The organism is Xanthomonas vesicatoria ATCC 35937, from assembly GCF_001908725.1.
GTDB classification, from domain to species: Bacteria; Pseudomonadota; Gammaproteobacteria; order Xanthomonadales; family Xanthomonadaceae; genus Xanthomonas; species Xanthomonas vesicatoria.
In genome coordinates this window covers 2169811-2194551 of the sequence record NZ_CP018725.1, presented here as the reverse complement: position 1 = coordinate 2194551, position 24741 = coordinate 2169811, and the positions used below count along the sequence as shown (strand labels likewise).

Genomic DNA, 24741 nt, shown 5'->3' with positions numbered 1-24741 from the left:
GCGCGTTTCGTACCGCCCGGGCGGTCGTGTTGCGTTGAGTACTCCGCATCCGTGCGGTGCGTCCAATGTGATCGGTAACGGCGCGGCCTAGGCGCTGCGCAGATGCCGCAGACAACGGGGCGCCAACCAGTCGGCAAGGGCCGCATTGCTAGAGCCCGGCGTCAGGCACAGCGCATCGCGCACTGCCTTGATTGCTTGCTGCTCGCTCAGATCCGGCTGCGCGTTGTACGCGTCGCAGACGGCGCGCACGGTCCCTTCGGGAATGCCGTCGAAGGGATGGTAGCCAAGCTGGCCGCGCCGATGCTGGTCCCTCCAATACGTCAATGCGCTTTGCACATCGGCGTGGCGATGTACGGATACTGCATGCATGTGACACCTCGCTCGGCTAGGTCGGGGAGCAATGTTTTGCGCTTTGAAAGTACGACGCCGTGATGACGATCTGCACGCGCTCTCCACGCGATGCGCGTCGTGGGTGGAGGCGCCTCAGACCGCAACGTTCATCGCCCGGACGCGTCATCCAATGGGATAACGGCCGCCTATTGGCGGCCGGGACACGGTTGCAGTGCAACACCATAAACGAACTGATCCATTAGACTAAGCCGCGCCGGGCCGAGCAAGAATGCGCGGCAACCGTCGTCGCAAACCTTGCACTGTTTGGCGTTTCGACATGCCGGGCACGGTGACCGACCCCGACCATGACGCTTGGCACTGGCAAATTGCTGCCCAGCCGTGCGTACTGCGCGCACGACACGGCGAGCTCGACTTGGGGGCAAGGGCGACGGTTCGGCCACGAGGGTCGTGGCTGCACGTGCAATCTCGTAGTGATGCGCAGGCGCGGTTTTCGCGCCGCTGTCACAATTCTCAACTGAACATGTAGTAGCCATTGCGGACACAAGCGCTCATGGACCGTCTTTCCTGCGCCATCATCGATGACGACGTGGAGTTCTGCGATCAGGTGGTTGAGTTGGCCACCGATAGCGGCTTCCGCGCCAAGGGCATCCACACCCTTGGCGAAGCCAGCCATTGGCTGGACAGCAACTTCCCCGATCTATTAGTTGTGGACGTTGGCCTGCCAGATGGCAGCGGCTTCGATCTCATCGAACGGTTGGACCCCGATCACACACCACAGATCGTCGTGGTGTCGGGCGACTATGCATATGAAACCCAGGGCCGCGCGCAGCAGTTTGGGGTCAGCGAGTTCCTGACCAAGCCGTTTGCGCCGGAGCGGCTGGAGCGTGTGCTGGGTGGTCTGCGTGAGGCCCAGCAGGGCAATCTGGGCATCATTGGTAACAGCGACAGCATCGTGCTGTTGCGCAAGGACATCGTGCGCGTGGCGCCAACCGATCTGAATGTTCTGGTGACTGGCGAAACCGGCACCGGCAAGGATCTGGTCGCACGTGCCATCCACCGGGTGTCGGGCCGTCGCGGTCGCTTCGTGCCGGTCAACTGCGGCGCGATTCCCGAAGAGTTGTTGGCAAGCCAGCTGTTTGGCCATGAGCGCGGCAGCTTCACCGGTGCCGACCGTCGTCATGCCGGATTCCTGGAACAGGCGGCCGATGGCACGCTGTTTCTGGATGAGATCGGCGAAATGCCCAAGCGCTTGCAGGTCTATCTGTTGCGGGCGATCGAATCGCGCAGTTTCATGCGCGTTGGCGGCAACGAAGAAATTCCGCTCGATGCGCGGGTGGTCGCTGCCACGCATCAACATGTGCAGCGCGAGCAAGCCGTGCTGCGTGAGGATCTGTTCTACCGTCTCAACGAGTACCCGATCCAGGTGCCGTCGCTTCGCGAACGCCGCGGCGACGCGCGTGTGCTGGGGCTACGCGTGATCGACGAGCTCAACGTCAAATACGGCAAGCGCAAGCTGCCGACCAAGTCGCTGCTGCGCTATCTGGCGTATCACACCTGGCCGGGCAACGTGCGCGAGCTACGCTCGTTCATCCACTATCTGTATCTGCGCTCGGATGGCGATTTGCTGACTGCGCCGGATGTGGAGCAGACCGTGCCGCAGGCCGACGAAGACGGCTTGCTGATTCCGGTGGGGTGGACCATGCGTCAAGCCGAAGACGCCATGATCGAGTCAGCCTTGGCGCGTACGCGGTTCAACAAGAAGGCTGCGGCACGCGAATTGGGGATCAGCGTACGCACGCTGCATAACCGGCTCAGTGACAAGGACGCGCAGTGACGGATGTTGCATCGCAGGGCGGCAAACGCGAGCTGCTGCATCAGTTACGCAACCGTCTCAATGTGATGGGTTTTGCGTTGTATGCACTGCGTGACGAGACCTCGAAACCGCTTGAAACGTTGCGTCATGCGCATCAGTCCGCCATCCAGTTGCTCAACGAGCTAGGCGAGCAGGAGCGCGCCCAGGAATTAGCCGACAGCCAGCACGCCCAAGCACCTGACGTAACGGTGCCGCCGCCGAACGATCAATAGTGCTCGGCCGGTTGGGTCTGTTTGCTGAGCAATGTGGTGATGGTGCGCGGGTTGTACGGCTTCATGCAGTAGGACAGGTGCGCGAACCGCGGCGGTAGCGTGTAGCGGTCGTACCCGGAGCAGAAAGAGAACGGAACACCGCGCTCCAGCAGGGCGTCGGCGACCGGGAACACAGGCTGGCCACGTACATTGACGTCCAGTAGCGCGCCATCGATGGTCTGGCCTGACGCGAGTAGCGATAGCGCGTCTTGCACATTCCCGACTGGGCCCACCACGCGCGCACCCGCTTCGACGAGCAGATCGTTGAGCGCCTCGGCCAATAGATAATCGTCTTCGACCACCAGGATCCGGCGGCCAGTGAGTAGATTGTCGAACATGGGCAACTCCTGAGGCGTGGGCGCACCAGGTGCGTTTTATATGGTGCGCCCATCCAAGGTTAACGCGGCGCGTAAGCAGGCGCTTCCACGGCAGGGGTGCGCCGCCGTGTGGCCGATGACTGCCAATGGTGCGATCAGCGGACGCGCAGAGAGGTCGCTGGCTTGGCGGAATTAGCGGCTATCCGCCATCATTCCGGATTGCGCTTGATCGTCAGGCGCCGACGATGTGACAGCCGACATGACTCAAGACGACGCCGCTTACGACGACCACACGCCCGACGCCAACCACGCGCCGCTGTTCATTCTGGGGGTAGGTGCGGGTGGCCTGGATGCCACCCGGCTGGCCGAAGTACTGGATGCGGTCGCAGGTTCGCCGGATCTGGCAGTCATGCTGCTGCTGCGCGATCAGCAATTGCTGGACAAGGCACGCTTGCGCGAACTGCTGGGCCCGCAGGCACGCTTGTTGCTGGTGCCGGAAGACGGTGACCGCCTGCAGCCCGGACGGTTTTATCTGCCCCCCAACGACACCGTGGTGACCTTGGAAGAGGGCACCCTGCGCTTGCGGCCACTCAATGGCGAAAGCGATCACGGCTTGATCGACAGCTTCTTCGTTTCGATGGCGCATGACCAGGACGGCAATGTGATTGGCCTGATTGTGGGCCGCACCGATGGCGATGGCACCCTGGGCACCGCGGCGATCAAGGAATGCGGTGGCCTGGCCCTGGCAGTGGACGATCCGTCGCTGCATGAGCTGGATCTGCGCAGCGCCAGCAACCCAGCGGCCATTACCGACGACATCCTGCCGTTGGCGCGAGTGGCCGCACGCATCGCTGCGCACATGCAACGGCACCACAGCTTGGGCCATGCCGTTCCGGCAGGTGTGCGCAATGGCAGCGAGAACGATCAGCTCAGCCAGGTTGCCAGCATCCTGCGCAACACCACCGGTCACGACTTTCATGGGTACAAGCGCGCTACCTTCCTGCGCCGGGTGCAGCGGCGCATGCAGGTGGTGCAGGTCGAGGCGCTCGAACAATATCTGGACGTCCTGCGCAGTCACTTTGATGAGCCCTTGCTGCTGTTCAACGACCTGTTGATCGGCGTGACGCAGTTCTTCCGCGACCATCGCGAGTTCGAGTTCCTGGAGCAGCAGGTCATCCCGCGCCTGTTTCAGGGCAAGCATGTGGGCGATCATCTGCGCGTGTGGGTACTGGGTTGCTCCACGGGTGAAGAGGCCTATTCGTTGGCGATGCTGCTGCGCGAGCATGCCGAGACGTTGGATGCACCGCCGCGCATCCAGATCTTTGCCAGCGATATCGACGGGCGCGCGCTGGCGACGGCGCGGGTGGGGCGGTATTCGTCCAGCATCGTTGGCGAAGTGGCCCCAGAGCGCCTGCGCCGCTGGTTCGTCAAGGAAGGCGACACCTATGTGGTGCGCAAGGAACTGCGTGAGCTATGCGTGTTCTCGCAGCACAGTATCGTCAAGGATCCGCCGTTCTCGCGCCTGGATCTGGTGTCGTGCCGCAACCTGCTCATCTATCTGGATGCAGAGCTGCAAAATCGGGTGATCCCGATCTTCCATTTTGCGCTCAAGCCCGGCGGTTACCTGTTCCTGGGCAATGCGGAAAACGTCTCGCGGCATGCCAAGTTGTTCGTACCGGTGGAGCGCAGCTTCCGTGTATTTCAGAAGATCGATGCCGACAGCCGCGTGCATGCCACCTTTCCCACCCTGCCGCGGGCGCCAACCGACCGGGTGCTGGCACCGCCGCAACGACAGCGCGCCTCCAGCAGTGCGCTGGTGCGCGCGGGCGAGCGGATCGCCGACCACTACGCACCGGCCTACGCCGTCCTGGACGAACATTTCGATGTTCTGCATTTTTCTGCACAGGCGGGGCGTTTCATCCGTCCGGGTGGCGGTGCGCCCAGCCTCAATCTGCTCAATCTGATTCACCGCGACCTGCGCCTGGATCTGCGCAGTGCCCTCAGCCGTGCCGAAGCGGAAAAGATGCCCGTGCAGATCAAGGGCATCCAGGTGCACGAAGACAGCGCTGCGTGGGCGGTGGACCTGTTCGTGGAACCGACCTCCGATTCGGAGGTTCCGCGTGGCTATGTCGTGCTGTTTCAAGAAGTGGAGGTGCGCGATCCACTGGAGCTTGCCGGCCCGCGGGATGCGGCCGCCGACAGAGGTCATGTGCAGGTGCTGGAAAACGAACTGCGCATCACCCGTGAGCGGTTGCAGTCGATGATCGAAGAGTTGGAAAGCACCAACGAAGAGCTCAAATCGTCCAACGAGGAATATCAATCCCTCAACGAGGAACTACAGAGCGCCAACGAAGAACTGGAGACCTCCAAGGAGGAGCTGCAGTCGGTCAATGAGGAGGTCACCACCGTCAATGGCGAGCTGGCGCATCGGGTGCAGGAATTGGCCCACGCCAATAGCGACCTGAAGAATCTGCTGGAAAGCACCCAGATCGCGACCTTGTTTCTGGATAACGAACTGCGCGTCACCAACTTCACCCCAGCCATTACCGACATCCTGCCGTTGGTGGAAAGCGATATCCATCGCCCGATCAGCCACATCAAGTTGCACGTGGCTTATGACGAGCTGCAGGACGATGTGCGCCGGGTGATCCGCACTCTGGCCGTGCACGACCGCGAGGTGGAAAACCCGGCCACGCATGCGCGCTACATGGTGCGCGTGCTGCCGTATCGCACCGTGGACAACTTCATCGGCGGCGCGGTGCTGACCTTCACGGACGTCACGCCGTTGACCCGTGCCGAGCGCGCCCTGCGCAGCAGCGAGCAACGCCTACGTACCTTGATGGAAGGCATCCCGCAACTGGTGTGGCGTTCGCACGATGGCGGCAACTGGACCTGGTCCAGTCCGCAATGGTCGAGCTATACCGGCTTGAGCGATGCCGACAGCCTGCAGCTGGGCTGGCTGCAAGCGGTCCATCCGGACGAACGCGAGCTGACCATGACTGCCTGGTGCGACAGCGCACGCACCGGCGGGCTGGATGTGGAGCACCGCCTGTTCAACGCATCCGAGCGTGGTTACCGCTGGTTCCACACCCGCAGCACTGCGGTACGCGACGAGCGCGGCCAGGTGCTGGAGTGGCTGGGCACCTCCACCGAGTCGGACAATTTGCGCCGCTTGCAGGAGCAGCAGCGCGTATTGGTGACCGAACTGCAGCACCGCACACGCAATCTGATCACCGTGGTGCAATCGGTGGCCAAGCAGACCATGCAGAGCAGCCAAAGCATGCCCGAGTTCGCCGGCAAGTTTGAAGATCGCCTGTCGGCGTTGTCGCGCGTGCAAGGCCTGTTGTCGCAATCGGATAACGAGCCGACCACCATCGGCGCACTGTTGCGCATGGAGCTGGCCGCGCTCGGTGCCGAACCGGATCATCACCGCATCGTGGTGGAGGGGCCCGACGTGGCCTTGCGCAAGTCGACAGTGCAGACCTTGGCTTTGGCACTGCACGAATTGGCCACCAACGCGCTCAAGTACGGCGCATTGGCCGTGGATACGGGCACGTTGGCGATTCGCTGGAACGTGGTCAATGGTGGCGACGCGTCCGCGCACCTGGTGTTGCAATGGGTCGAAGAGGGCGCAAACCAGCAGCTACGCAATGACCGCGATCAGGCCGGCGGTTTCGGCCGACGCCTTATCGAAAAGGCGTTGCCCTATAGCCATGGCGCGCATACCCGCTATGAACTAAGCGACACGCGTCTGGAATGCGAGATCCGGCTGCCGCTCAACCCGCTGCATGGGTGAACCCCTGCGTTGCGTCGGTGCGCGCACGGCGTCCGTCGTGTCGACTGGCACCGGACCCGAGGTCCGCTATGAACATGACGGGCCTCGTCCATTGAAATGTCCGCGTTGGTGATGCACGCGCTACCGCTTCGCCGGGTTTTCATGATGCAGTGGAAGAGGTTGATTGGGCGCAGCGCGCTCGTCCAGGGTCATCGCGCGGTTTATCCGCTCTGTCATGCAGTGCAGTGGCGCTCGCAGCCGAACCGCCATGACTCGTGAACAATTTAGCCGTCAACCGAACGCTATCGTGCATTGCTTGCGCACCTAGCAAACGCGGCTGCGCGAATCTGGCGCACTCTGTAGGATCGATCATCGAATCGATGGAAAATCTTGCACTTCGATGCAGATCTTGGCGCCCGAATTGACCCTCATGGCACCACAGTTGTGCCTGGAGCAAGTCGCTATACGGGCAACGCCCGTGTTTGCTTGTGCCAAAAACTTGGCGCGCATTGTGCTTACGTAGTCGGTGTCATCAAGAGGCACAGTGGAGTAGTCATGATTACCCGTATTCTTCAGTTGTCCGCCCGGGTGGCGAGCAACGCGTGGGTCGAGGTCGGTGTTGGTGCCGATGCCGATGTGCTGGTGGCCAATCGCGGCGGCCAGCGCGAGGAACGCGCTACCTTTGGGCGACGTGCGCCCGGCCAACAGCGTTCGATACATATGCAGGAGCCCGCGTGGTTGGGCAATGTGGACCTGGCCATCTGGGAAACCCAACGGTGCGCGATACCGCTGTGCGGTTTTGTCTGCACAGCGTCGGCAGATGGCACCACGGCCGCAACATGGCTAAGTCCGGACGGCAGCGCGTCTTATGCAGCCGGGCTGCGCAATGTGACGGACATCGGCGGTCGGTTGCAGATGGGATTTTCGTTGCTGGTTGCGACATCGGCCACCATGCCGACCCATCGCCCGTTATGCATCGACGGCGACGTGGGGCAATGGCTGCAGATGACTGGCGCCGAGGCGATGGGCAATCTCACGCCCTGGCGGTTGGAGCGCTGGACGGCGGCCGCAGGTGTACGGCCGGAATGGACAAGCGATGTGACAGAGCCGGCGATCCGCGCGTAATTGGCCTACACGGCTGGTGAGATCAGGGGGCCCGATGGGCCCCTTTTATTTTCGGTCCCGCGGCGGTGAGACTGTAGAGGCACGCGAGCTAGGTACGAGATAGCCACGCACCTGTGTGGGACTCGCGCGCGGGCATGTTGGCACCGCGGCGTAGCGTCTAGTCTCTTCATGTCGCGTGCCGGGTTCTCTTATCGTCGCGGCGCTTGGAGCTGTGTCGCTCGTAATTTATTGAACGTAAAAGCTCACAGATCGTGGTCGGTCTGCAGCGTTTGACTATGCATCCTTGTCGGTGTCCTCGAGCGCACGTTGTTGCGCCTGGATGTGTTGCTGCTTGCCATAGGTGCCGGTCTGGCCAAAGTTGGGCTGCGTACTGCCATCGCGTTGCGGTTGCGCATCTGGCTCGGCTTCACCCACCCCGCCGCCGCGCCCGTGATCGTGCTGGTTGAGCTCCTCCGGCTTGCCATCGCGTGGCACTGGAATCTCACCGTCCTGCGCAGCCGACGGATCGTTGCGGCCATGTCCGTCAATGGATGCATCGGTCCCAGTGCCGCGGTAGGCGGACTGGCGTGCATCATGCGTATCAAGTTTGGTTTTGTCGTTCATGCCAAGTCCCATGTGGTGTCAAGAAAAAGGCCCGGGTCGTGTACGACCCAGGCCAGTGATGCAGCGGTGACATCTTCAATCTCAGCGCTGGATGTCGCCGGTGGTGGACCCTGCGCCCGGACCGGCACCCAGATCTGCTCCGGTCACGCGATCCAGTTCCGGGTTGGAGAGCAATCGCTCCGACATCGCATCCAGTGCCGCGGTCTGTGTCTTGTCCAGGGCAACCGTCGCCGAGCCGTCGCCGCCATCCACCGCGGCCTGCGATTCGCGGTCGGCCACGACTTCCCATTGCTCGCCAGCATTCCATGGGCCAACCATGTCGCCCTCGCCCTGCGACGTGTTGTAGTACTTGTCGGTAAAGCGCGGGTCCCCCGGCAACTTGCCCGGCGGGAAGTTTGGCTCGATCGAGTACAGCGCCTTCTCGAACGACTTTTGATGCGCGACTTCGCGGGTCATCAAGAAACGCAGCGCATCCACAATGCCCAGGTCGTCAGTCACAGTGATCAGGCGCTCATAGACCAGCTTGGCACGTGCCTCTGCCGCAATATTCGACCGCATGTCAGCGGTCGGGCAACCGATACTGTCGACATATGCCGCAGTCCACGGCACGCCGCTTGAATTGACCAGGGCCGGGCCACCGCCATACAGGATCTGTTGCGTGTGGCTGGTGCTGTTCTGGGTCATGTTGCGCATGTCCATGGCCTCTTCCATGCCTTCAGACAAGACGGCTTTCGGCCCCTTGTTGAGCATGGCGATGATCGACCCGATGATCTCCAAATGGCTGAGTTCCTCAGTAGCGATATCAAATAGCAGATCCTTGCGACCCGGATCGTCTTCACCCAGCGCCTGGGTGAAATAGCGCATTGCAGCGGCAAGTTCGCCCTGCGGACCGCCAAACTGTTCGAGCATCAGCGTCGCCAGGTCGGGATTGGGCTGGGCAACGCGGACGGTGTACATCAACCGCTTGTTGTGCATAAACATAAAGATGCTCCATGGCTTGCGCCCGGCAACTACGACCACTCAAGGAGCGGGCAGAAACGTGGGGGCTTGGCTGTTGAGAGATGCCGCAGGACTGCGAGCGACGGGGCGGCGGTGCCGCCCCGTGACGGATCAGGCCGCCTTGCTGGTCTTGGCAGCTTTCTGGTTACCGCCCTGTTCGGCGAGCAGGGTCAGCTTTTCGTCGGTGGCCTTTTCTTCTTCCAGCGTGGCCAGCAACAGCGGCAAAGCGTCTGCATAGCCGAGCTGCTTGGCCATCGCTGCGATGGTGCCGTAGGAGGCGATTTCGTAGTGTTCCACCTTCTGCGCGCCGCCAATCAGTGCAGCATCGCGCACCGGGCCGGCTTCGATTTCTTCGATCACTTCACGGCTTTCTTCCACCAAGCCTTCCATCGCCGCGCACTTGATGCGCTTGAGCTTGATTCCCAGCACCTCGACCACCTGGTCCAGACGCTCGATCTGGCCCTGGGTTTCTTCCAGATGGGTCTCGAATGCGGCCTTCAACTTCGGCTCGGTGGCAGCACGTGCCAAACGTGGCAGCGACTTGGTCAGCTGCTTTTCAGCGCTGTAGATGTCCGACAGCTCGTGGATGAAAAGTTCTTCGACAGTCTTGATCGCCATGGGTGGCTCCTTTGTTGGTCACAGGGTTGAAACGTGGCGTTCACCGTTCGGCGGCGACGCTGAACAAGTGGTTTGCGTTCGAAAACGCAAGCACGATTGCTTCCTGGTGCGTGATCAGCCATTCGGTGATGGCGATCGGCATCAGGCCGATACCGCTTGACCGCTAAGCTAGCCCTGCAAGTGTTAGCGCGATTGGTGGAAACGGTGATCCCGATGCGATGGCGACCTGTGCCATAAGCGCGATGCAGTCGACAACGCAGCGATGCGCGACCGGTCCAACGGGATAGGCGCCTGCGGCGCTCGTCGATCTGCATGCATGGCCTGCACGCATTAGATGCTGTCGCTTCAAGGCATCACCGACATCGCTGCCTTGCAGCGCAGCGTCTGCAACTGCATGGTGCCAGCCGGATCACGTCGCCATCATGTGTGCGCGCCGTACAGGCAGATGCGTTACAACGGGCGTCGACTCCCGCACGAGATGCCGCATGACACCGTTGGACAAACCGCTACGCCGTGAACTGCAGATCGGCGACCAGGCCTATACGTTGATCATCGACCCTGACGGCCTGAAGTTGGTCGAGAAAGGCAAGCGCAAGGGCGTGAGCCTGCGTTGGGATGCGCTGGTCAGTGGCGATGCCGCATTGGCCATCGCCTTGAACGCCTCACTCAGCGAGGGGTGAACTGCAGTGGTCGCAATGCCAGGCGACGCGATGCGCGCATGACTCAGGTTGCTGCAAATAATTGCGCCAGCGTGCGGACGGCCGCTTCCGATGCTGCACGGTCGGGGGAGGAATCGGCATTGTTGAAGTCGTTGCTACCCTGCGCCTGCACCAGCAGCCCATCGCGACGCGGTACCACATTGAGATTGTGGCCGCGCCAGACCAGCCCGTACGTGACCTCGGGCTGCGGGATCAGGCGTGCTGTCTGCCCCCGCACCGGAATCACGCTGTCGTCGCCCAGCAGCGCACGCGCGCCGTAGCCGGTGGCGTTGATCACGATTTTTTCGCGCAGGTCGGCGAACTGACGTGGGTTGTCGAAACTACGCGTGTAAAGCTCGCCACCGCCCTGCAGAAAATCCTGCAGCAAGAGTCGCGAATACGCGCTGATGTTGAAGGTCAGTTGACTGTAGCGGCGGACGAAGGGCACCGGAAATGGATGGCTGCCGGCAGCGACCGGTTGCGAGCGCGGGCCAAGGTCGTGCAGCAGCGTGCGCTCCAGTGGCGGGTAGTCCGGTTCGTGCGCTTCGGCCGAGGCGACCGGTTGATCGAACGGCACATCCGACAGCGCGTAGCCATCGCGCCATTCGATCGGCTCGCCGGGCAGGCCGAGTAGCGTCTGATAACGGCGAAACGAGATTCGCGCCATCTCTTCCCAGCGCGTCTTGAAATCGGTGCTTGCGTGCTCGCTGGTGCACACCCGCGAGTCCGGCGACCACACGCCGGTGGCATAGAACGAGCGCACGTCCGGCAACCGCTCGCGGGCATAGATGCGCACGCGCAGGCCGGCGCGTTGCGCGGCCACCGCCGTGGTGAGCCCGATCGCACCACAGCCGATCACTGCCAGCTCGCGCACATTGGTATCGGCCGCACGCACCAGTCGCAACGCGTGCTCGGCCGCGCCCCACGATAACGACCAGCCGCTGCCGCCGTGCCCGTAGTTATGCACCACCGTTTTGCGCCCGATGCGTTCTGCCTCAATGCGCGGGCCCTGTGCGCGGAACGGCCGCGTGCAGCCGTCGATGGCGATGATGCGATCGACCGCTGCGCGGATCGGCACCAGTGCGGGGGCGGCGGCGAACGGCATTGGCGCCGCCCCGGTTGCCGGCAACGGGGTGGACGGCGCAATGACGCCCTTGCCGGTGGCAGCCCAATTGCCGGTGGAGACGGCCGCAAGCGCGAGGCCTGCGCTGTGCAGAAAATGACGGCGGTGCATGCGACTCCTGCGGGGTGATGTAAAGGTTGGTCGACCCCATTGCGATGTGGGCCAAGTCGGCATTCCACAGCAATATGGCAGAGCCGCCCGATGGCAATACGCCGCCGCCTGGCACGACAGCGTGCTCGGCCGCGTGGCTCACGTAACCAGGCAGGCGGCCCGTTGCGTGCGTAAGCCGAGCATACCGCGCAGGTTCCCGGGCCGCCGACCGGGCGGGTCGGGTTCCGTCCGGCGATCCTGGCACTTGAGGCGGCGCTAACGGCCATTCGTCGCGCGATGCTCTCGTCGCGGCACGTGCCGGCTATGCTCGCTCCCGTCCCATCTCCAACGAGTCTGCGTCCGTGTCTGCCAGCGTCTTTCTGATCGTGCGTATCGTGTTTGCCTGGGCTGCCGCGCTGCTGGTGGCGGGGATCATGTGGGCGCAGCTGTTCGGCTCTGCCGGTTCGTTCTTCGGCCTGGTGTGCATGGTGCTGCTGACGCTGGCGTTGATGAGTTCGATCACCCATGTGCGGCGCGTCCGCCTGATCGCCGGGCGGCTTGACCACGACACCTTGTCCACGCGCCAGCGCCGCCAGATCGAAGTGCCACTGGATGTGCAGGCCAGCTTTGCGGTGGTGGAAGAGGCCGTACGCGCGCTGCCACGCGTGCAGGATGTCGAATGCGCGCCCGGCAGCCTGCTGATCCGCGCCAAGATCCGCCGCATCGATCCGTATGCAGGCCGCAAACCCTCGCGCTGGAACCTGTTTGCGCGCTTTGCCATCACCCACAACCAGGTGCTGGTGACGATTGCGCCGGGGCAGGGCACCAGCAGCGTCACCGTGTTGTGCGAGCCCGATGCCGGCGCCTGGGTGGACCTGTTTGCGGTGGACGAAGGCAGCAATTTCGAGAACGCCGAGGCGATCAATCGCGCGGTGGTGCGCCGGGTCGGCGAGCAACGTCGCGACGAGCAGGCTGCCGCCGAGCAATCGGTGATGGAGAAGGAACTGGCCGTGGCGCGCTTGAACCTGCTGCATGCGCAGGTCGAGCCGCACTTTCTGTACAACACGCTGGCCAGCGCCCAGATACTGGCGCGTACCGATCCGCCGCGCGCCGACATCATGATCGGCCATCTGATCCAGTACCTGCGCCGCTCGCTGCCCAGCGCGGACGATGCGACCTCCACGTTGGGCGAAGAGCTCGAACGTACCCAGGCCTATCTGGAAATCCTGCGCATCCGCATGGGCGCGCGCCTGGCGCTGCAGGTGGAAGTGCCGTATGAGCTACGCGGCCTGCAGCTGCCGTCGATGATGTTGCAGACGCTGGTGGAAAACGCCATCAAGCATGGGCTGGAACCCAAGCCCGGCGGTGGCACCGTGTGGATCCTGGCGCGCCGCCTGGACGACCGCCAGGCCACGCTGACCGTGGCCGACGACGGCCAGGGCTTCAACACCCACAGCCACGGCACCGGCATCGGCCTGAAGAATCTGCGCGAGCGGCTGCAGCTGATTTATGCCGGCGCCGCCAGTTTCGCCATCGTGTCCAATTTCCCCACCGGGGTGGCGGCTACGCTCACGCTGCCGTTGCCGGTTCAGCCGGCCGCGCCGCGCCCGCCGCCGCTGCCTGAGGCCGCCACGGTCGTGCAGGTGCAGGCATGAGCGCACTGCGTGCGGTGGTTGCCGAAGACGAGGCGCTGCTGCGGCAGTCCCTGCTCGCGCTGCTGGCCGAGGTGTGCCCACAGCTGCAGGTGGTGGGCGAATGCGAGGACGGCGCCAGCGCGCTGGAAACCATCGCCACCCAGCAACCGGATGTGGTGTTTCTGGATATCCGCATGCCCGGCCTCACCGGCATCGAGGTGGCACGCGCAATGCGCGAGGTCAGCCCGCGCGCGCAGGTGGTCTTCGTCACCGCCTACGACCAGTACGCCATCGATGCGTTCGAACATGGCGCGGTGGATTACCTGCTCAAGCCGATCAACCGCGAGCGCCTGCAGGCCACCTGGCAGCGCGTGCAGCAACGCGCCGCCGCCGGGCAGCCGGACAGCGGCCTGCTGGATGCGCTATTGCAGCGGCTGGCCGCACGCCCGGCAGCGCCCGGCGCCACGCCGCCACTGGCCTGGCTCACCGCCACCAGCGGCCGCGAGACGCGCCTGATCGCGCTGGATGAGGTGGCGTATTTCCAAGCCGATCAGAAATACACCACGGTGATGACCGCCGGCGGCGAAGCGCTGCTGCGCACGCCGCTGCGCGAGTTGCTCGACGTGCTCGACCCGCAGGTGTTCAAGCAGATCCACCGCTCCACCATCGTCAACATGAAAGCGGTGGCCTCGGTGGTGCGCGACGACGCCGGCAAGGGCCGGCTGGCGCTGCGCGGACGCAGCGAAACGCTCACCGTCAGCCAGCCGTTCATGACCTTGTTCCGCGGCATGTAATTCCCCGTCTCCCCCATACCGCATCGACACGAAAGGACTGCCTCCATGCGCCTGATCGCCTCCCTGGTGTATTGCCTGCTCGCCCTGGCCGGCTGCCACGAACGCAACGGCACCACCTCGATCACCCGCGCCACCAGCGATGGCCGCGACGTGCTCTTCAGCAAGACGCAGGTCACCGACGCCGAGACCAATGTGCACTGCCTGGTCAGCAGCAGCGGCCAGTGCCATTACCTGATCTATGAAGAACAGTGCCCGGCAGCCACGACCGCCGCCAACGCCGGCAGCGGCCCGGCGCCGACGTGTACGCGCAAGACGCTGGACAGCTTTGCGCTACTGCCTGGCCAGGTCCGCGCACTGCACGGCCTGCCGGTGGCGGCGCATACCTGCGTGGGCCGCGATGCGCCCGCTGCCGAGTGCCACGGGTAAGGCCGCAGCCTCTGTCATCGCGGTGTCGCGTGACGGCGGGAACATCGGCGGCCGGGGCCTGGCTGCGTGCGTGGACGCCTGGGAATGTCGCGCTTTGCCTGAATACGCACTGACGACAAGCGGTCGCTTCTGCGATCATTGGCGGCTTGTTGCCGGTTCACGGCGCCCTCACTCCCAGGCTTTTCATGTCCGAACATTCGTTGCGCCGCGACGTCGGCCCCTTTGCGCTCATGCTCACCGGGCTGGGCTCGATCATTGGTTCTGGCTGGCTGTTCGGCGCCTGGCGCGCGGCCGGGCTGGCCGGTCCGGGTGCGATCTGGGCCTGGATCCTGGGCGCGGCGATCATCACCACCATCGCACTGTCCTACGCCGAACTGGGCGCCATGTTCCCCGAATCCGGCGGCATGGTGCGTTATAGCCATTACTCGCACGGCTCGCTGGTGGGCTTCATCGCCGGCTGGGCGAACTGGATCGCCATCGTGTCGGTCATCCCGGTCGAAGCCGAGGCCTCTGTGCAGTACATGGCCTCCTGGCCATGGGCCTGGGCGCAAGGGCTCTACGTGCAAGCGCCCGGCGGAGCAGGCGAGCTGTCGGTGCCCGGCCTGTTGATCTCCGCGGTGCTGGTGCTGGTGTACTTCTTCCTGAATTTCTGGAGCGTCAAGCTGTTTGCGCGTTCCAACACCCTGATCACCGTGTTCAAGCTGGTGGTGCCGGCGGCGACCGGCGTGGCCTTGATCGCCAGCGGCTTTCATACCGAAAACTTCAGCGTCGGCATCCACGGCGATACCCATGTGATCGACCTGGCGGCGGTGCTCACCGCCGTGGCCACTGCCGGCATCGTCTTCAGCTTCAACGGCTTCCAGAGCCCGGTGAACCTGGCCGGCGAAGCGCGCAACCCGGGCCGCAGCATTCCGTTCGCGGTGCTCGGTTCGATCGCGTTGGCCACGGTGGTCTACGTGATCCTGCAGGTGGCCTACATCGGCGCGGTGCCACCGGATCTGCTGGCCAAGGCCGGCTGGCACGGCATCGATTTCCGCTCGCCGTTCGCCGAGCTGGCCATCATCGTCAACCTGCACTGGCTGGCGATGCTGCTGTACATCGATGCCTTCGTCAGCCCGAGCGGCACCGGTATCACCTACACCGCCACTACCGCGCGCATGGTCTACGGCATGGAAAAGAACGGCACCATGCCGGCCGCGCTGGGCAAGCTGCACCCGGTGTGGGGCGTGCCGCGCATGGCGATGTTCTTCAACCTGGCGGTGTCGTTCGTGTTCCTGTTCTTCTTCCGTGGCTGGGGCACGCTGGCGGCGGTGATCTCGGTCGCCACCATCATTTCCTACCTCACCGGCCCGATCAGCGCGATGGCGCTGCGTCGCCACGCACCGGAGCTGCATCGCCCGTTGCGCATCGCTGCCTTGCCGGTACTGGCCGGCGTCGCGTTTGTAATGGCCACCGAGCTGCTGTACTGGGCGCGCTGGCCGCTGACCGGCGAGATCATCCTGCTGATGGTCGTGGCGCTACCGGTGTACTGCTACTACCAGGCCAAGCAGGGCTGGCCGGACCTGCGCCGCAACCTCAGGGGCGCGGCCTGGATGATCTGCTACCTGCCAGTGATCGCGCTGCTGTCCTGGGCCGGCAGCAGCGATTTCGGCGGCCATGGCTACCTGAGCTACGGCACCGACCTCGCGGTGGTCGCGGCAGTTGGCGTGGTGTTCTACATCTGGGGCGTGCGCAGCGGCTGGCGTACCCCGTCGGTGGAACAGGCGGTGGCGCGGGCTTGAGTGACGCTGCGCACCTGGCTTGAGCCGCGAAGCCGACCCGCGCAGGATCGTTCTGCATTCATTGCACGACGAATGGCCAGGGCTGGCAACCCTGGTCGCCGACTGGATCGCTGAAGGTGTCACCTGCGTCGGTGTGGTCGGCGTCGATGCCGGGCGCATCGAGAACCTGATCGATGACCTGCGCGTGGGAGATGGCTCGGCCCCATGTCATGCTCACCGCGCGCATGGGCCCGACGAGTCTCTGGAGGATGCGGTGTTCTTGGCGGAGCTTCTGTCCGATGAGTTTGCAGACCCTGTTCGTGTGATCGCGTTCTAGTCGTTCGAACACGCTGGCGCCAACGCGTCATTCGACTCCTGCGTCACAGACCCACACAGCCACAAAACAACGACACGACGCACCTGGCGCGCGCTCGGATCAGGCTGAATTGTCGTGCTGAAATGCAAAACGGCCGATGGGGTTCCATCGGCCGTTTTGCATTCAAATCGCGCGTTATCGTCAGCGATCTGTGCCCAAGCTTCAGGCGTTGGCCACCAGCCGTGGCGCGCCATCGAAGCGGTCCAGATCGCGCAGCAATTCTGTGTAGCGGCGCAGGCGGCCCATCTCGCGCATGTTGACGATGTCCTCGTGGCGCAGCTCGCGCTTGGAGGTCACTTCCTGCTTGTAGCGCAGCACCTCCGGATAGCGGCGCGTCATGTCCAACGCATCGGCAACGCACTCGACCGAGTCGGCATCCGGGGTCACCCGGGCGCGGCTGTTGAAAGCGCGCAACCAGCGCTCGAAGCCGGCGCTATGGTCGAACAGGTCGGCGATGTACCACATGATGAACAGGATCGACGCCCATGACGTAAAGATGATCACCACGCGGCTGAAGGTCAGGTGGTAGTCGTTCTGCCACAGCTGGTGCGTGATCACGCCCAGCAGCACCAGCGAAATCGCCTGCCAGCCGATGATCGAGGCGATCACCCACTGTTTCTTGGCCACCTTGAGTAGATCAAGCTCCTCGTCGAGTTCCGCGTCGGTCTTGTCGCGCCAATAGACGACCTGCTCGTCGAAGGAGCGCCGATGGAGTGCGTTGTCCTGCAATAGCAGGCCTAAACCCTGGAACAAAGCGATCATGACAAGCTCCCGACGGTTGGCTGGTACGAACGACTCGCTGCACCGACGGCTGCCGGTGCCCTGGAGCGACCGACGTGCCGTGCGATGCATGGCCAATGTCGGACGGTCCTAGTTCTAGCACTTTCGCTGTGCATGGCAATGCCTGAGACGAAGCTGTGGCCGCACAAAGTTGCGCACCCGCGCACAAAACGCTGAATTCAGGCGGTTTGGCTGCGCTGGCGCCAGATCGCGCACGTGTTGCCTCGCCACTCTTGTTGCACTGCACACCTGCCAGTGCGGCGATCACGTGCGGACCGAAGCGTGGGCTGCGGGTTGGATGGCGCCGTTACGAGAGGGAGGACAGCGGCCACCAAAACGACGCCACCGCCCTCGGACCAACGCTGCGGGCATAAGACGCCGGGATTGCCATTGGGATGTGGGCGTCCGTCCGCGTCGCCTATGCCTCTGTGACGGACGATTACTAGCACGTTGCTGGTGTCTCGATCGCGCGCGCTGGCTCGACTGCAAAGCGCCGCGGCGCACGTCTGTGCCTGACCGGCGGATGAGGCACCTGTGCCCGGCCACCTGCACGCTGACGTGATCGTGCAGGCGCCCCCCGTATCATCGCCGCATGTCTGCCGTCCTGCGTACCCTCACAGCCCCTGCCGCCGAACAGATCCGCCGCTGGGTGCTGGGCGCGTTTCCGCGTGGCCAGAGCACCATCGAATACGATCAGCCGCTGGGCGACCCGGGCATCTTCGGGCCCGACAGCGTCACCTGGCGCGTGCATTCCGAATTTCCCGGCATGCTGTCCGGCGGGCTGTGCGCGTTGATGCTGCAGCTGCTGCACCCGCGCGCGCTGGCCGGGGTCTACGATCATTCCAATTTCCGCGCCGACCTGGTCGGCCGGCTGCGGCGCACCACCAATTTCGTCGCCGGCACGACCTACGCACCCCAGGCCGAAGCCGAGCAGCTGATCGCGCGCGTGCGGCGCATTCACGCGCATATCCGCGGCCACACCGCCGACGGCGTGCCGTACGAAGCCAACGATCCGGCGCTGCTGACCTGGGTGCATGTCACCGAAGCCTACGGTTTTCTGCAGGGCTGCCGGCGCTATTGCCGCGCGGTGCCGGGCGCAATCGCCGACCGCTATTACGACGAAGCGCGGCGCGTGGCCGAAGCCCTGGGCGCGACCGACGTGCCCGCCAGCGAGGCCGAGGTGGACGCGTATTTTGCCTCGGTGCGTGGCGAGCTGCGTATGGACGCACGCTCGCGCGAGGTCCTGGACATCCTCACCAGCATCCAGCTGCCGGTGCCTGCGGCAGGCCTGTCGCGCGGCGTGTTCCTCGGCGCCGGTACTGCGTTGTTGCCGGGCTGGGCCAGCGACATGCTTGGACGCACCACCACCCAACGCGCACAGGCCCATGCATCCGCCCGGCTGCTGCGCAGCTTGTCGCCGTTGTTCCGCACCGCGTTGCGCGACGGCTTATCGGCCCGTGCCTGCAGACGCATGCAATTGGAACCGGCGACGTTGCTGCAGTGGCCGGAGTAGCGGTCTTCAGTTGGGGTGTGTGTGATTTGCGCGGGGGTTTAGCCAGTGCGTGGCGCTGCGGGGGGCGGTTAGATCCCTGCGATGACTGACCCTCGCTCCAACCCCTCTCCCGGTGGGAGGCGGATTTGCTTTCGGCGTTTTTGAAGGCTGCACTCACCGAACAGTCCTGCAATGCGGGATCGGCGGTTTGCGTCGGGCCCCAACGACTGCACAGGCCGTAAGGCGGGCGATGGCCGAGCGAGCAGGATGACTGTCCGATGGTGGCAGGCACGCTGACAGTGTCGATGAATTGCCGCTTCGCGACCCGCGCCACCACTTACCAGATCTTGACCCGCTGTTCCGGCGGCAGATACAGCTGCTGCCCCTGCGTCACATCGAAGGCCGGGTACCACGCATCCACATTGCGTACGGTCTGGGCGCGGAAGCGTCCGGGCGCGTGTACGTCGGTGAGCACGGCATTGCGCAGCGCAGCGTCGCGGTATTTGCTGCGCCAGGCCTGCGCAAACCCCAGGAAGAAGCGCTGATCCGGACTGAAGCCATCGATGGTCTGCGGCTGCTTACCCTGCAGCGACAACTGATAGGCGTCGTACGCGGTGGCCAGGCCAGCGACATCGGCGATGTTTTCGCCCAGCGTCAGTTTGCCGTTGACCGCCAGATCGTCGAACGGCTTGTAGGCGCCGAACTGTGCGGCAAGCGCATTGCCGGCGGTCTCGAATTTCTTCAGATCCTGCGGCGTCCACCAGTTGTGCAGCTCGCCGTGTTCGTCGAACAGCGCACCCATGTTGTCGAAGCTATGGCTGATTTCATGCCCGATCACCGCACCGATCGCGCCGTAGTTCACTGCATCGTCGGCGGCCGGGTCGAAGAACGGCGGTTGCAGAATCGCGGCCGGGAAGATGAGGCGGTTTTCCAGTGGCACATTCAGCGCATTGACCTCCTGCGGCAGCATGTACCACTCGCGATGATCGACCGCCTTGCCCAGCTTGGCGATATTGCGGCGGTACTCGAACAGGCCGGCGCGTTCCACGTTGCCCAGCGCATCGTCGCGGCGCACGTCGAGTGCGCTGTAGTCGCGCCAGCTGTCCGGGTAGCCCACTGCCACCGTCAATCCGGCGATCTTGGCCTTGGCGTGCTGCTTGGTCTCCGGCGTCATCCATTCCAGCGCATCGATGCGCTTGCCGAACGCGGCGATCAGATTCTTGACCATCTCTTCGGCGCGGGTCTTGGTTTGTGCACTGACGTATTTCTGCACGTAGCGCTTGCCCACCGCTTCGCCCAATGCAGCGTTGGTGGCGTCGATGCCCCGCTTCCAGCGCTGACGTTGTTGCGGCGTGCCTTCCAAAGTGGTGCCGTAAAACGCGAACCGTTCATCGGCGAACGCCTTGGACAGATACGGCGAGGCGCGATCCAATGCGCGGAAGCTCAGATAGTCCTTCCAGGTCTGTAGCGGCTCGGCCTGCACCAGCGCCGACAACCCGCGCACGGCCTGCGGCTGCCAGACGATGAAGTCCTGTTGCGCCTTCAGGCCGGCGGCATCGAAGAACAGCGCCCAGTCCAGGCCCGGTGCATTATGCGCAAAATCGGCCCGTTTCCAGGCATTTGCGCCAGCCTGCACGTTGTTGGTCTGCTCGGGCGTGGCATGCACGTGCGCCATGGCGATTTCAAGGGCCAGGATGCGCGCGGCCTTGGTCGGCGCATCGTCGATGCCTGCCAGTTCCAGCACCTTGACGATGTGGGCGCGGTAGGCGTCGCGCAGTTGCGCCATGCGCCCGCCGTCCAGGTAGAAGCTGCGCTCGAGCATGCCGAGGCCGCCTTGTACCAGGTACGGCGCGTAGCGCCCCGGGTTGTGCAGATCCTGCGACACCCACAGGCCGAACAGACGGTCAGTGTAGAAATTCGTCGAATTGAGCAGGTCCACATCGGCGCGTAGTTGCCCACCCAGGGTACGGGCCAGCGCCTGCTTGTCTTCCAGCTGCGCGATGGCGTCCAGCTCCGGTTGCACCGGCCGCACGCCCTTGGCCTCGATGCTTGCTTCGTCCATGTAGGCGGCGTAATAGTCGCCGATCTGCTTGTCTTCGCCGGTGACGCGGTCGTTGGCGGCAGCGCCTTCGATGATGTCGCGGCTGTGGCGCTCGGTGTCGATGGCGATGCTGACAAAGCTGTTGAAGCTGGAGCGGTCGTCGGGAATCTGCGTGGTCTTGACCCAGGTGCCACTGGCGTAACTGAAGAAGTCGTCGCCTGGCGCCACGCTGCGATCCATGCCCGACAGATCGAAACCAAAATCACCGAGTTTGGGTGTGCTGGGGGCGGGCGTGGTGCGGGAATCGGCCGCTGGCGCCGTACCCTCGCGGTGACAGGCTGCGGTGGTCAATGCCGCGGCAGCCATTGCAGCGATCAGGACAGGGCGGTGCAAGGAAGCCATGCGGCGCAACTCGAAGCAAGAACAAGGACCGCAGTGTAAGTGGCATGTGCTGCCACGTCCCGATTTGAGGGCAGGTGGCGCGGCATCCTCGCGCGCTGCGGACACGCTCGGTTCAGCGCCGTCTCTGATACCAGAAGCCCAGCGCGTCGCGGGTCTGCAGCATGCGGCGCCCGCGCCACAGAAACCGCAGCAACAGACCCAGGTGCTCTCGCTTGGAAAAACTGCGCAGCTTGCGATCGGAGGTGTGCACGGTCTGGCGAAGGATCACGAAGCGACCGCAACGCGCCAGCGCACGGCTCAAGGCCACATCTTCGCCGGCGTAATAACGCGTATCGAAGGCCCCGGCGCTGACGAAGGCCACGCGCGTACAGAACAGAAAACACCCGGGTGCGATGCCGGCAACGCGAAAGAACCAGCCAAACGCGGCCTGCGCTGCACGCTCGAACCACGCCCGATCGCCCTGCAGATGGACCTGCGCACCGCCTCCTACTGCACCGGCATCCAGCGCAGCCAGTGCGGCGCCGACCACCTGCGGGTTGATCAAGGTATCGGCATCCAGAAACAGCAGGCGCTCGCCTTGCGCGGCCTGCGCGCCGGCATTACGCGTGGCCGCGATATGCCGCAGCTGTACCTCCAGCACCTGTGCTCCGTTGTCGCGCGCAATCCGTGCGGTGTCGTCCTCGCAGGCATCGGCCACCACGATCGCTTCGTAGTCCAGCTGCATTGCCCGTGCGCAAGCATGCAGGCACTGCAGCGTTTCGCCGATCAGCGCAGCCTCGTTGTGAGCGGGAATCACGAAAGACAGCATGCGGCGTGATGTCAGCGATGGTGCGACGAGTGTGCGGGCTGGGACGATGCGATGGCGTGAGTGCACGCGATCAGTACCGCACTACCGTGCTCAGCCGTTCGCGGCCGCCGGTATTTGCCGGTGGCGGCACTTTGCGCAGGCACTTGCAGTCATCAGCGCGTGGCCGCAGCGATCGCGACGGCCACGCGGTCATGACTCAGCGGTTGAGCGCGCCCATCATGGCTTCGGGGTAACGCGTGCCGGCTGCGGCCTGCGCCGGGAAGATCGCATCGATGCGCTCCAGTTCGTCAGGCATCAGTGCCACATCTAGCGCGGCGATGTTCTCGTCCAGGTAGGCCTGCCGCTTGGTGCCGGGGATCGGGACAAGGTCCTGGCCCTGCGCCAGTACCCACGCCAGTGCCAGTTGCCCGGGCGTGATGCCTTTGTCGGCGGCGATCGCCTTGACCTGCTCCACCAGCTGCAGGTTGCGGGTGAAGTTGTTGCCCTGGAACCGTGGTGAATGCCGGCGGTAGTCGTCCGCGTCGAAGTCGTCCGGTGATGAGAAGGCACCGGTGAGAAAGCCGCGGCCCAGCGGCGAGTACGGCACGAAACCGATGCCCAATTCGCGCACGGTGGCAAACACGCCGTTGTCTTCTGGCTCGCGCGACCACAGCGAGTATTCGGTCTGTACCGCAGTGATCGGGTGTACGGCGTGTGCGCGGCGGATGGTGTCCGCGGCTGCTTCCGACAGCCCGAGAAAGCGCACCTTGCCCTGTTCAACCAGACGCGCCATCGCGCCGACGGTGTCTTCGATCGGCACGTTGGGATCCACGCGGTGCTGGTAATACAGATCGATGTGCTCCACGCCAAGACGGCGCAGACTGGCCTCGCAGGCGGACTGCACGTAGGCCGGGCTGCCGTCGATGCCGCGCACCGACGGGTCGTTGGGATCGAGCTTGATGCCGAATTTGGTGGCCAGAAACACCTCGTGCCGGCGGGCTGCGATCGCCTTGCCGACCAACACTTCATTGGTGTGCGGGCCATACATGTCGGCGGTGTCGAGCAGGCTGATGCCGCGGTCGAGTGCGCGATGGATCACCGCGATCGAGGTGGCCTCATCGCTGCGATCGCCATAGAACGCGCTCATGCCCATGCAGCCAAGGCCGAGTGCGGAAACGGTGGGGCCGGAACGGCCAAGTGTGCGGGTTTGCATGGTGGGGGAAGCTCCGTGCAGTGAAGTAGGCGGGGAGAGTGGCGCGGCGCGCGTTAGCGCGGCGTGGCCCACGTGCGAATGCTTGAGGTCGGTGAGTGGTGGTGTCTGTGCCTTTGCATGGAAGTGACAGCGCTGCACTGCACTGTCAATGGATTCGGACAGCTGATGCGCCGAGCAAGGGTCCAGTTGTCGATGGCGCCGATAGCAAGGCAGCGTCGCGTATTGAACAGTCGTTGCGGCGGAATGAGATGACCTGCAGCGACACACAGCGTCTGCGTTCGGTTGCGCTTGCCGTAGCGCCCATCACGCGCGACGTGTTGCCGATGCCGCAACCCGCAGCCGGGCCCGACGCTCAGCACTGCGCGCACGATGGTGCCGCAAGCATCCCGCTGGCATCGACGCGCGGCGCCATTGAGATTGCCCCGTGATCCGGACATCCATGAGTGCAGTACGCGCGGGCCCGGCGATCCGCCTGCGTGCTTGTGCAACGCAGGCGATGCCAACGCCCTTGGCCAACCTGCACGCCTGCTCTGGGTGCCATGCCGGCAACCGCATCGTCGAACACACCAACGCCCGCGCTATCGCGCTCCTTCAAGCCTGGCGAGACGCGCGGGCGTTGCGATGGCAGCCTCAGCCCTTGAGCTTGTTGGCGAACTCGGCGACGCGCTTGCCAAGCAGTTTTGCGGTTTCCAGATCGCCGCTACGCGGGGCTTCGTCCGGCGATGCGTCCGAGGGTGAGATCGCCAGCGCGCCGCCCCAGCCGGCGGTCCAGTTGATGTCCTGCGGCCCATGCGCCTTGGTGTTGGACGGCGGCAGACCGGTGCCGACCCAGACCTGCCCATGCTGCTGCGACAAGGTCCAGAAATACTGGATGGTGGCGTACTTGTCGCCGTTCACCGAGGCCGAGTTGGTGAAGCCTGCGGCCACCTTGTCCTTCCATGCCTGCGCAAACCACGGCTTGGAACTGTCGTCGGCAAACCTCTTGAACTGCCAGGCCGGCCCGCCCATGTAGGTGGGGCTGCCGTAAATGATCGCGTCTGCTGCACCGATCGCCTCCCAGGCCTCGTCGGGCAGTTTGCCATCCTGGTCGATGCGGTACAGCGTGGCCTCGCCGACACTGGCGGCCCCTGCATGCACGGCCTCGGCCTGCTTGACGGTGTGGCCGTAGCCGCTGAAATACACGATGGCGATCTTGCTCATGAACGCTCCTGCT

22 protein-coding genes are annotated in these 24741 nt (G+C 64.2%); 11 read left to right on the top strand and 11 right to left on the bottom strand.

Annotated elements, in window-relative coordinates; translation table 11 throughout:
* Positions 1-87: 87 nt before the first annotated feature.
* Positions 88-369 (bottom strand): hypothetical protein, encoded by a 282-nt coding sequence (locus BJD12_RS09560; RefSeq protein WP_005988112.1) that lies wholly within the window; start codon positions 367-369, stop codon positions 88-90.
* 532 nt (positions 370-901) lie between these two features.
* Between BJD12_RS09560 and BJD12_RS09555 the strand changes: the two genes are divergently transcribed.
* Positions 902-2185 (top strand): sigma-54-dependent transcriptional regulator, encoded by a 1284-nt coding sequence (locus BJD12_RS09555; RefSeq protein ID WP_005988114.1) that lies wholly within the window; start codon positions 902-904, stop codon positions 2183-2185.
* A gap of 65 nt (positions 2186-2250) precedes the next feature.
* Entirely contained in the window at positions 2251-2436 is a 186-nt protein-coding gene (locus tag BJD12_RS09550; protein WP_324250444.1) for a hypothetical protein, read from the top strand.
* Here the strand turns inward: BJD12_RS09550 and BJD12_RS09545 are convergent.
* Positions 2430-2813, bottom strand: coding sequence for a response regulator (locus BJD12_RS09545; protein ID WP_005988118.1), 384 nt, complete (start codon positions 2811-2813; stop codon positions 2430-2432). The two genes, BJD12_RS09550 and BJD12_RS09545, sit on opposite strands and share 7 nt — an antisense overlap.
* 238 nt (positions 2814-3051) lie before the next feature.
* Between BJD12_RS09545 and BJD12_RS09540 the strand changes: the two genes are divergently transcribed.
* Together BJD12_RS09540 and BJD12_RS09535 are read left to right on the top strand one after the other, a co-directional pair.
* Entirely contained in the window at positions 3052-6588 is a 3537-nt protein-coding gene (locus BJD12_RS09540; protein ID WP_005988120.1) for a CheR family methyltransferase, read from the top strand.
* A gap of 534 nt (positions 6589-7122) precedes the next feature.
* Positions 7123-7692 (top strand): hypothetical protein, encoded by a 570-nt coding sequence (locus tag BJD12_RS09535; RefSeq protein WP_042827583.1) that lies wholly within the window; start codon positions 7123-7125, stop codon positions 7690-7692.
* 273 nt (positions 7693-7965) lie between these two features.
* Here the strand turns inward: BJD12_RS09535 and BJD12_RS09530 are convergent, their stop codons facing one another.
* The 3 genes from BJD12_RS09530 to BJD12_RS09520 all read right to left on the bottom strand — a co-directional run bounded on the left by BJD12_RS09530 (position 7966) and on the right by BJD12_RS09520 (position 9912).
* Complete coding sequence (locus BJD12_RS09530; RefSeq protein ID WP_005988127.1) at positions 7966-8295, bottom strand: hypothetical protein; 330 nt, start codon at positions 8293-8295, stop codon at positions 7966-7968.
* Positions 8296-8376: 81 nt separating this feature from the next.
* Positions 8377-9276, bottom strand: coding sequence for a manganese catalase family protein (locus BJD12_RS09525; protein WP_005988129.1), 900 nt, complete (start codon positions 9274-9276; stop codon positions 8377-8379).
* Between the two features lie 129 nt (positions 9277-9405).
* Positions 9406-9912, bottom strand: a complete 507-nt coding sequence (locus tag BJD12_RS09520; protein WP_005988131.1) for a YciE/YciF ferroxidase family protein — start codon at positions 9910-9912, stop codon at positions 9406-9408.
* 485 nt (positions 9913-10397) lie between these two features.
* Between BJD12_RS09520 and BJD12_RS09515 the strand changes: the two genes are divergently transcribed.
* Positions 10398-10592, top strand: a complete 195-nt coding sequence (locus tag BJD12_RS09515) for a hypothetical protein (protein WP_005988135.1) — start codon at positions 10398-10400, stop codon at positions 10590-10592.
* 43 nt (positions 10593-10635) lie between these two features.
* Here the strand turns inward: BJD12_RS09515 and BJD12_RS09510 are convergent, their stop codons facing one another.
* A complete protein-coding gene (locus BJD12_RS09510; RefSeq protein WP_005988137.1) occupies positions 10636-11844 on the bottom strand; it encodes an NAD(P)/FAD-dependent oxidoreductase in 1209 nt (402 codons plus the stop codon).
* Between the two features lie 341 nt (positions 11845-12185).
* On the opposite strand from BJD12_RS09510, the gene BJD12_RS24205 reads away from it, so the two are divergent.
* From BJD12_RS24205 to BJD12_RS09485, 5 genes are all read left to right on the top strand, one after another.
* Positions 12186-13478 carry a sensor histidine kinase gene (locus BJD12_RS24205; protein ID WP_005988139.1) on the top strand — a complete coding sequence of 431 codons (1293 nt, stop codon included), beginning with the start codon at positions 12186-12188 and terminating at the stop codon, positions 13476-13478.
* Entirely contained in the window at positions 13475-14251 is a 777-nt protein-coding gene (locus BJD12_RS09500) for a LytR/AlgR family response regulator transcription factor (protein WP_005988142.1), read from the top strand. The genes BJD12_RS24205 and BJD12_RS09500 overlap by 4 nt, the downstream gene beginning before the upstream one ends.
* Positions 14252-14296: 45 nt before the next feature.
* On the top strand, positions 14297-14677 hold the full coding sequence (locus tag BJD12_RS09495; protein ID WP_005988144.1) for a hypothetical protein: 381 nt from the start codon (positions 14297-14299) through the stop codon (positions 14675-14677).
* Positions 14678-14862: 185 nt separating this feature from the next.
* Positions 14863-16458 carry an APC family permease gene (locus tag BJD12_RS09490; RefSeq protein WP_005988145.1) on the top strand — a complete coding sequence of 532 codons (1596 nt, stop codon included), beginning with the start codon at positions 14863-14865 and terminating at the stop codon, positions 16456-16458.
* Between the two features lie 19 nt (positions 16459-16477).
* Positions 16478-16774, top strand: coding sequence for a hypothetical protein (locus tag BJD12_RS09485; protein WP_005988147.1), 297 nt, complete (start codon positions 16478-16480; stop codon positions 16772-16774).
* A 201-nt stretch (positions 16775-16975) separates the two neighbouring features.
* On the opposite strand, the gene BJD12_RS09480 is transcribed toward BJD12_RS09485, so the two are convergent.
* Positions 16976-17665 (bottom strand): hypothetical protein, encoded by a 690-nt coding sequence (locus tag BJD12_RS09480; RefSeq protein WP_074052546.1) that lies wholly within the window; start codon positions 17663-17665, stop codon positions 16976-16978.
* Positions 17666-18185: 520 nt separating this feature from the next.
* Here BJD12_RS09480 and BJD12_RS09475 point away from each other — a divergent pair.
* Complete coding sequence (locus BJD12_RS09475; protein WP_005988151.1) at positions 18186-19106, top strand: oxygenase MpaB family protein; 921 nt, start codon at positions 18186-18188, stop codon at positions 19104-19106.
* A gap of 316 nt (positions 19107-19422) precedes the next feature.
* On the opposite strand, the gene BJD12_RS09470 is transcribed toward BJD12_RS09475, so the two are convergent.
* The 4 genes from BJD12_RS09470 to BJD12_RS09450 form a co-directional block, all read right to left on the bottom strand.
* Positions 19423-21492 (bottom strand): M13 family metallopeptidase, encoded by a 2070-nt coding sequence (locus tag BJD12_RS09470; protein WP_005988153.1) that lies wholly within the window; start codon positions 21490-21492, stop codon positions 19423-19425.
* A 148-nt stretch (positions 21493-21640) separates the two neighbouring features.
* The gene (locus BJD12_RS09465) at positions 21641-22336 is read right to left on the bottom strand and encodes a glycosyltransferase (RefSeq protein ID WP_005988155.1); all 696 of its coding nucleotides are present in this window, start codon (positions 22334-22336) and stop codon (positions 21641-21643) included.
* A 196-nt stretch (positions 22337-22532) separates the two neighbouring features.
* A complete protein-coding gene (locus BJD12_RS09460; protein WP_039422714.1) occupies positions 22533-23528 on the bottom strand; it encodes an aldo/keto reductase in 996 nt (331 codons plus the stop codon).
* Positions 23529-24158: 630 nt separating this feature from the next.
* Positions 24159-24728: a flavodoxin family protein gene (locus BJD12_RS09450; protein WP_005988161.1), complete on the bottom strand. Its 570-nt coding sequence runs from the start codon at positions 24726-24728 to the stop codon at positions 24159-24161.
* Between the last annotated feature and the right edge of the window lie 13 nt (positions 24729-24741).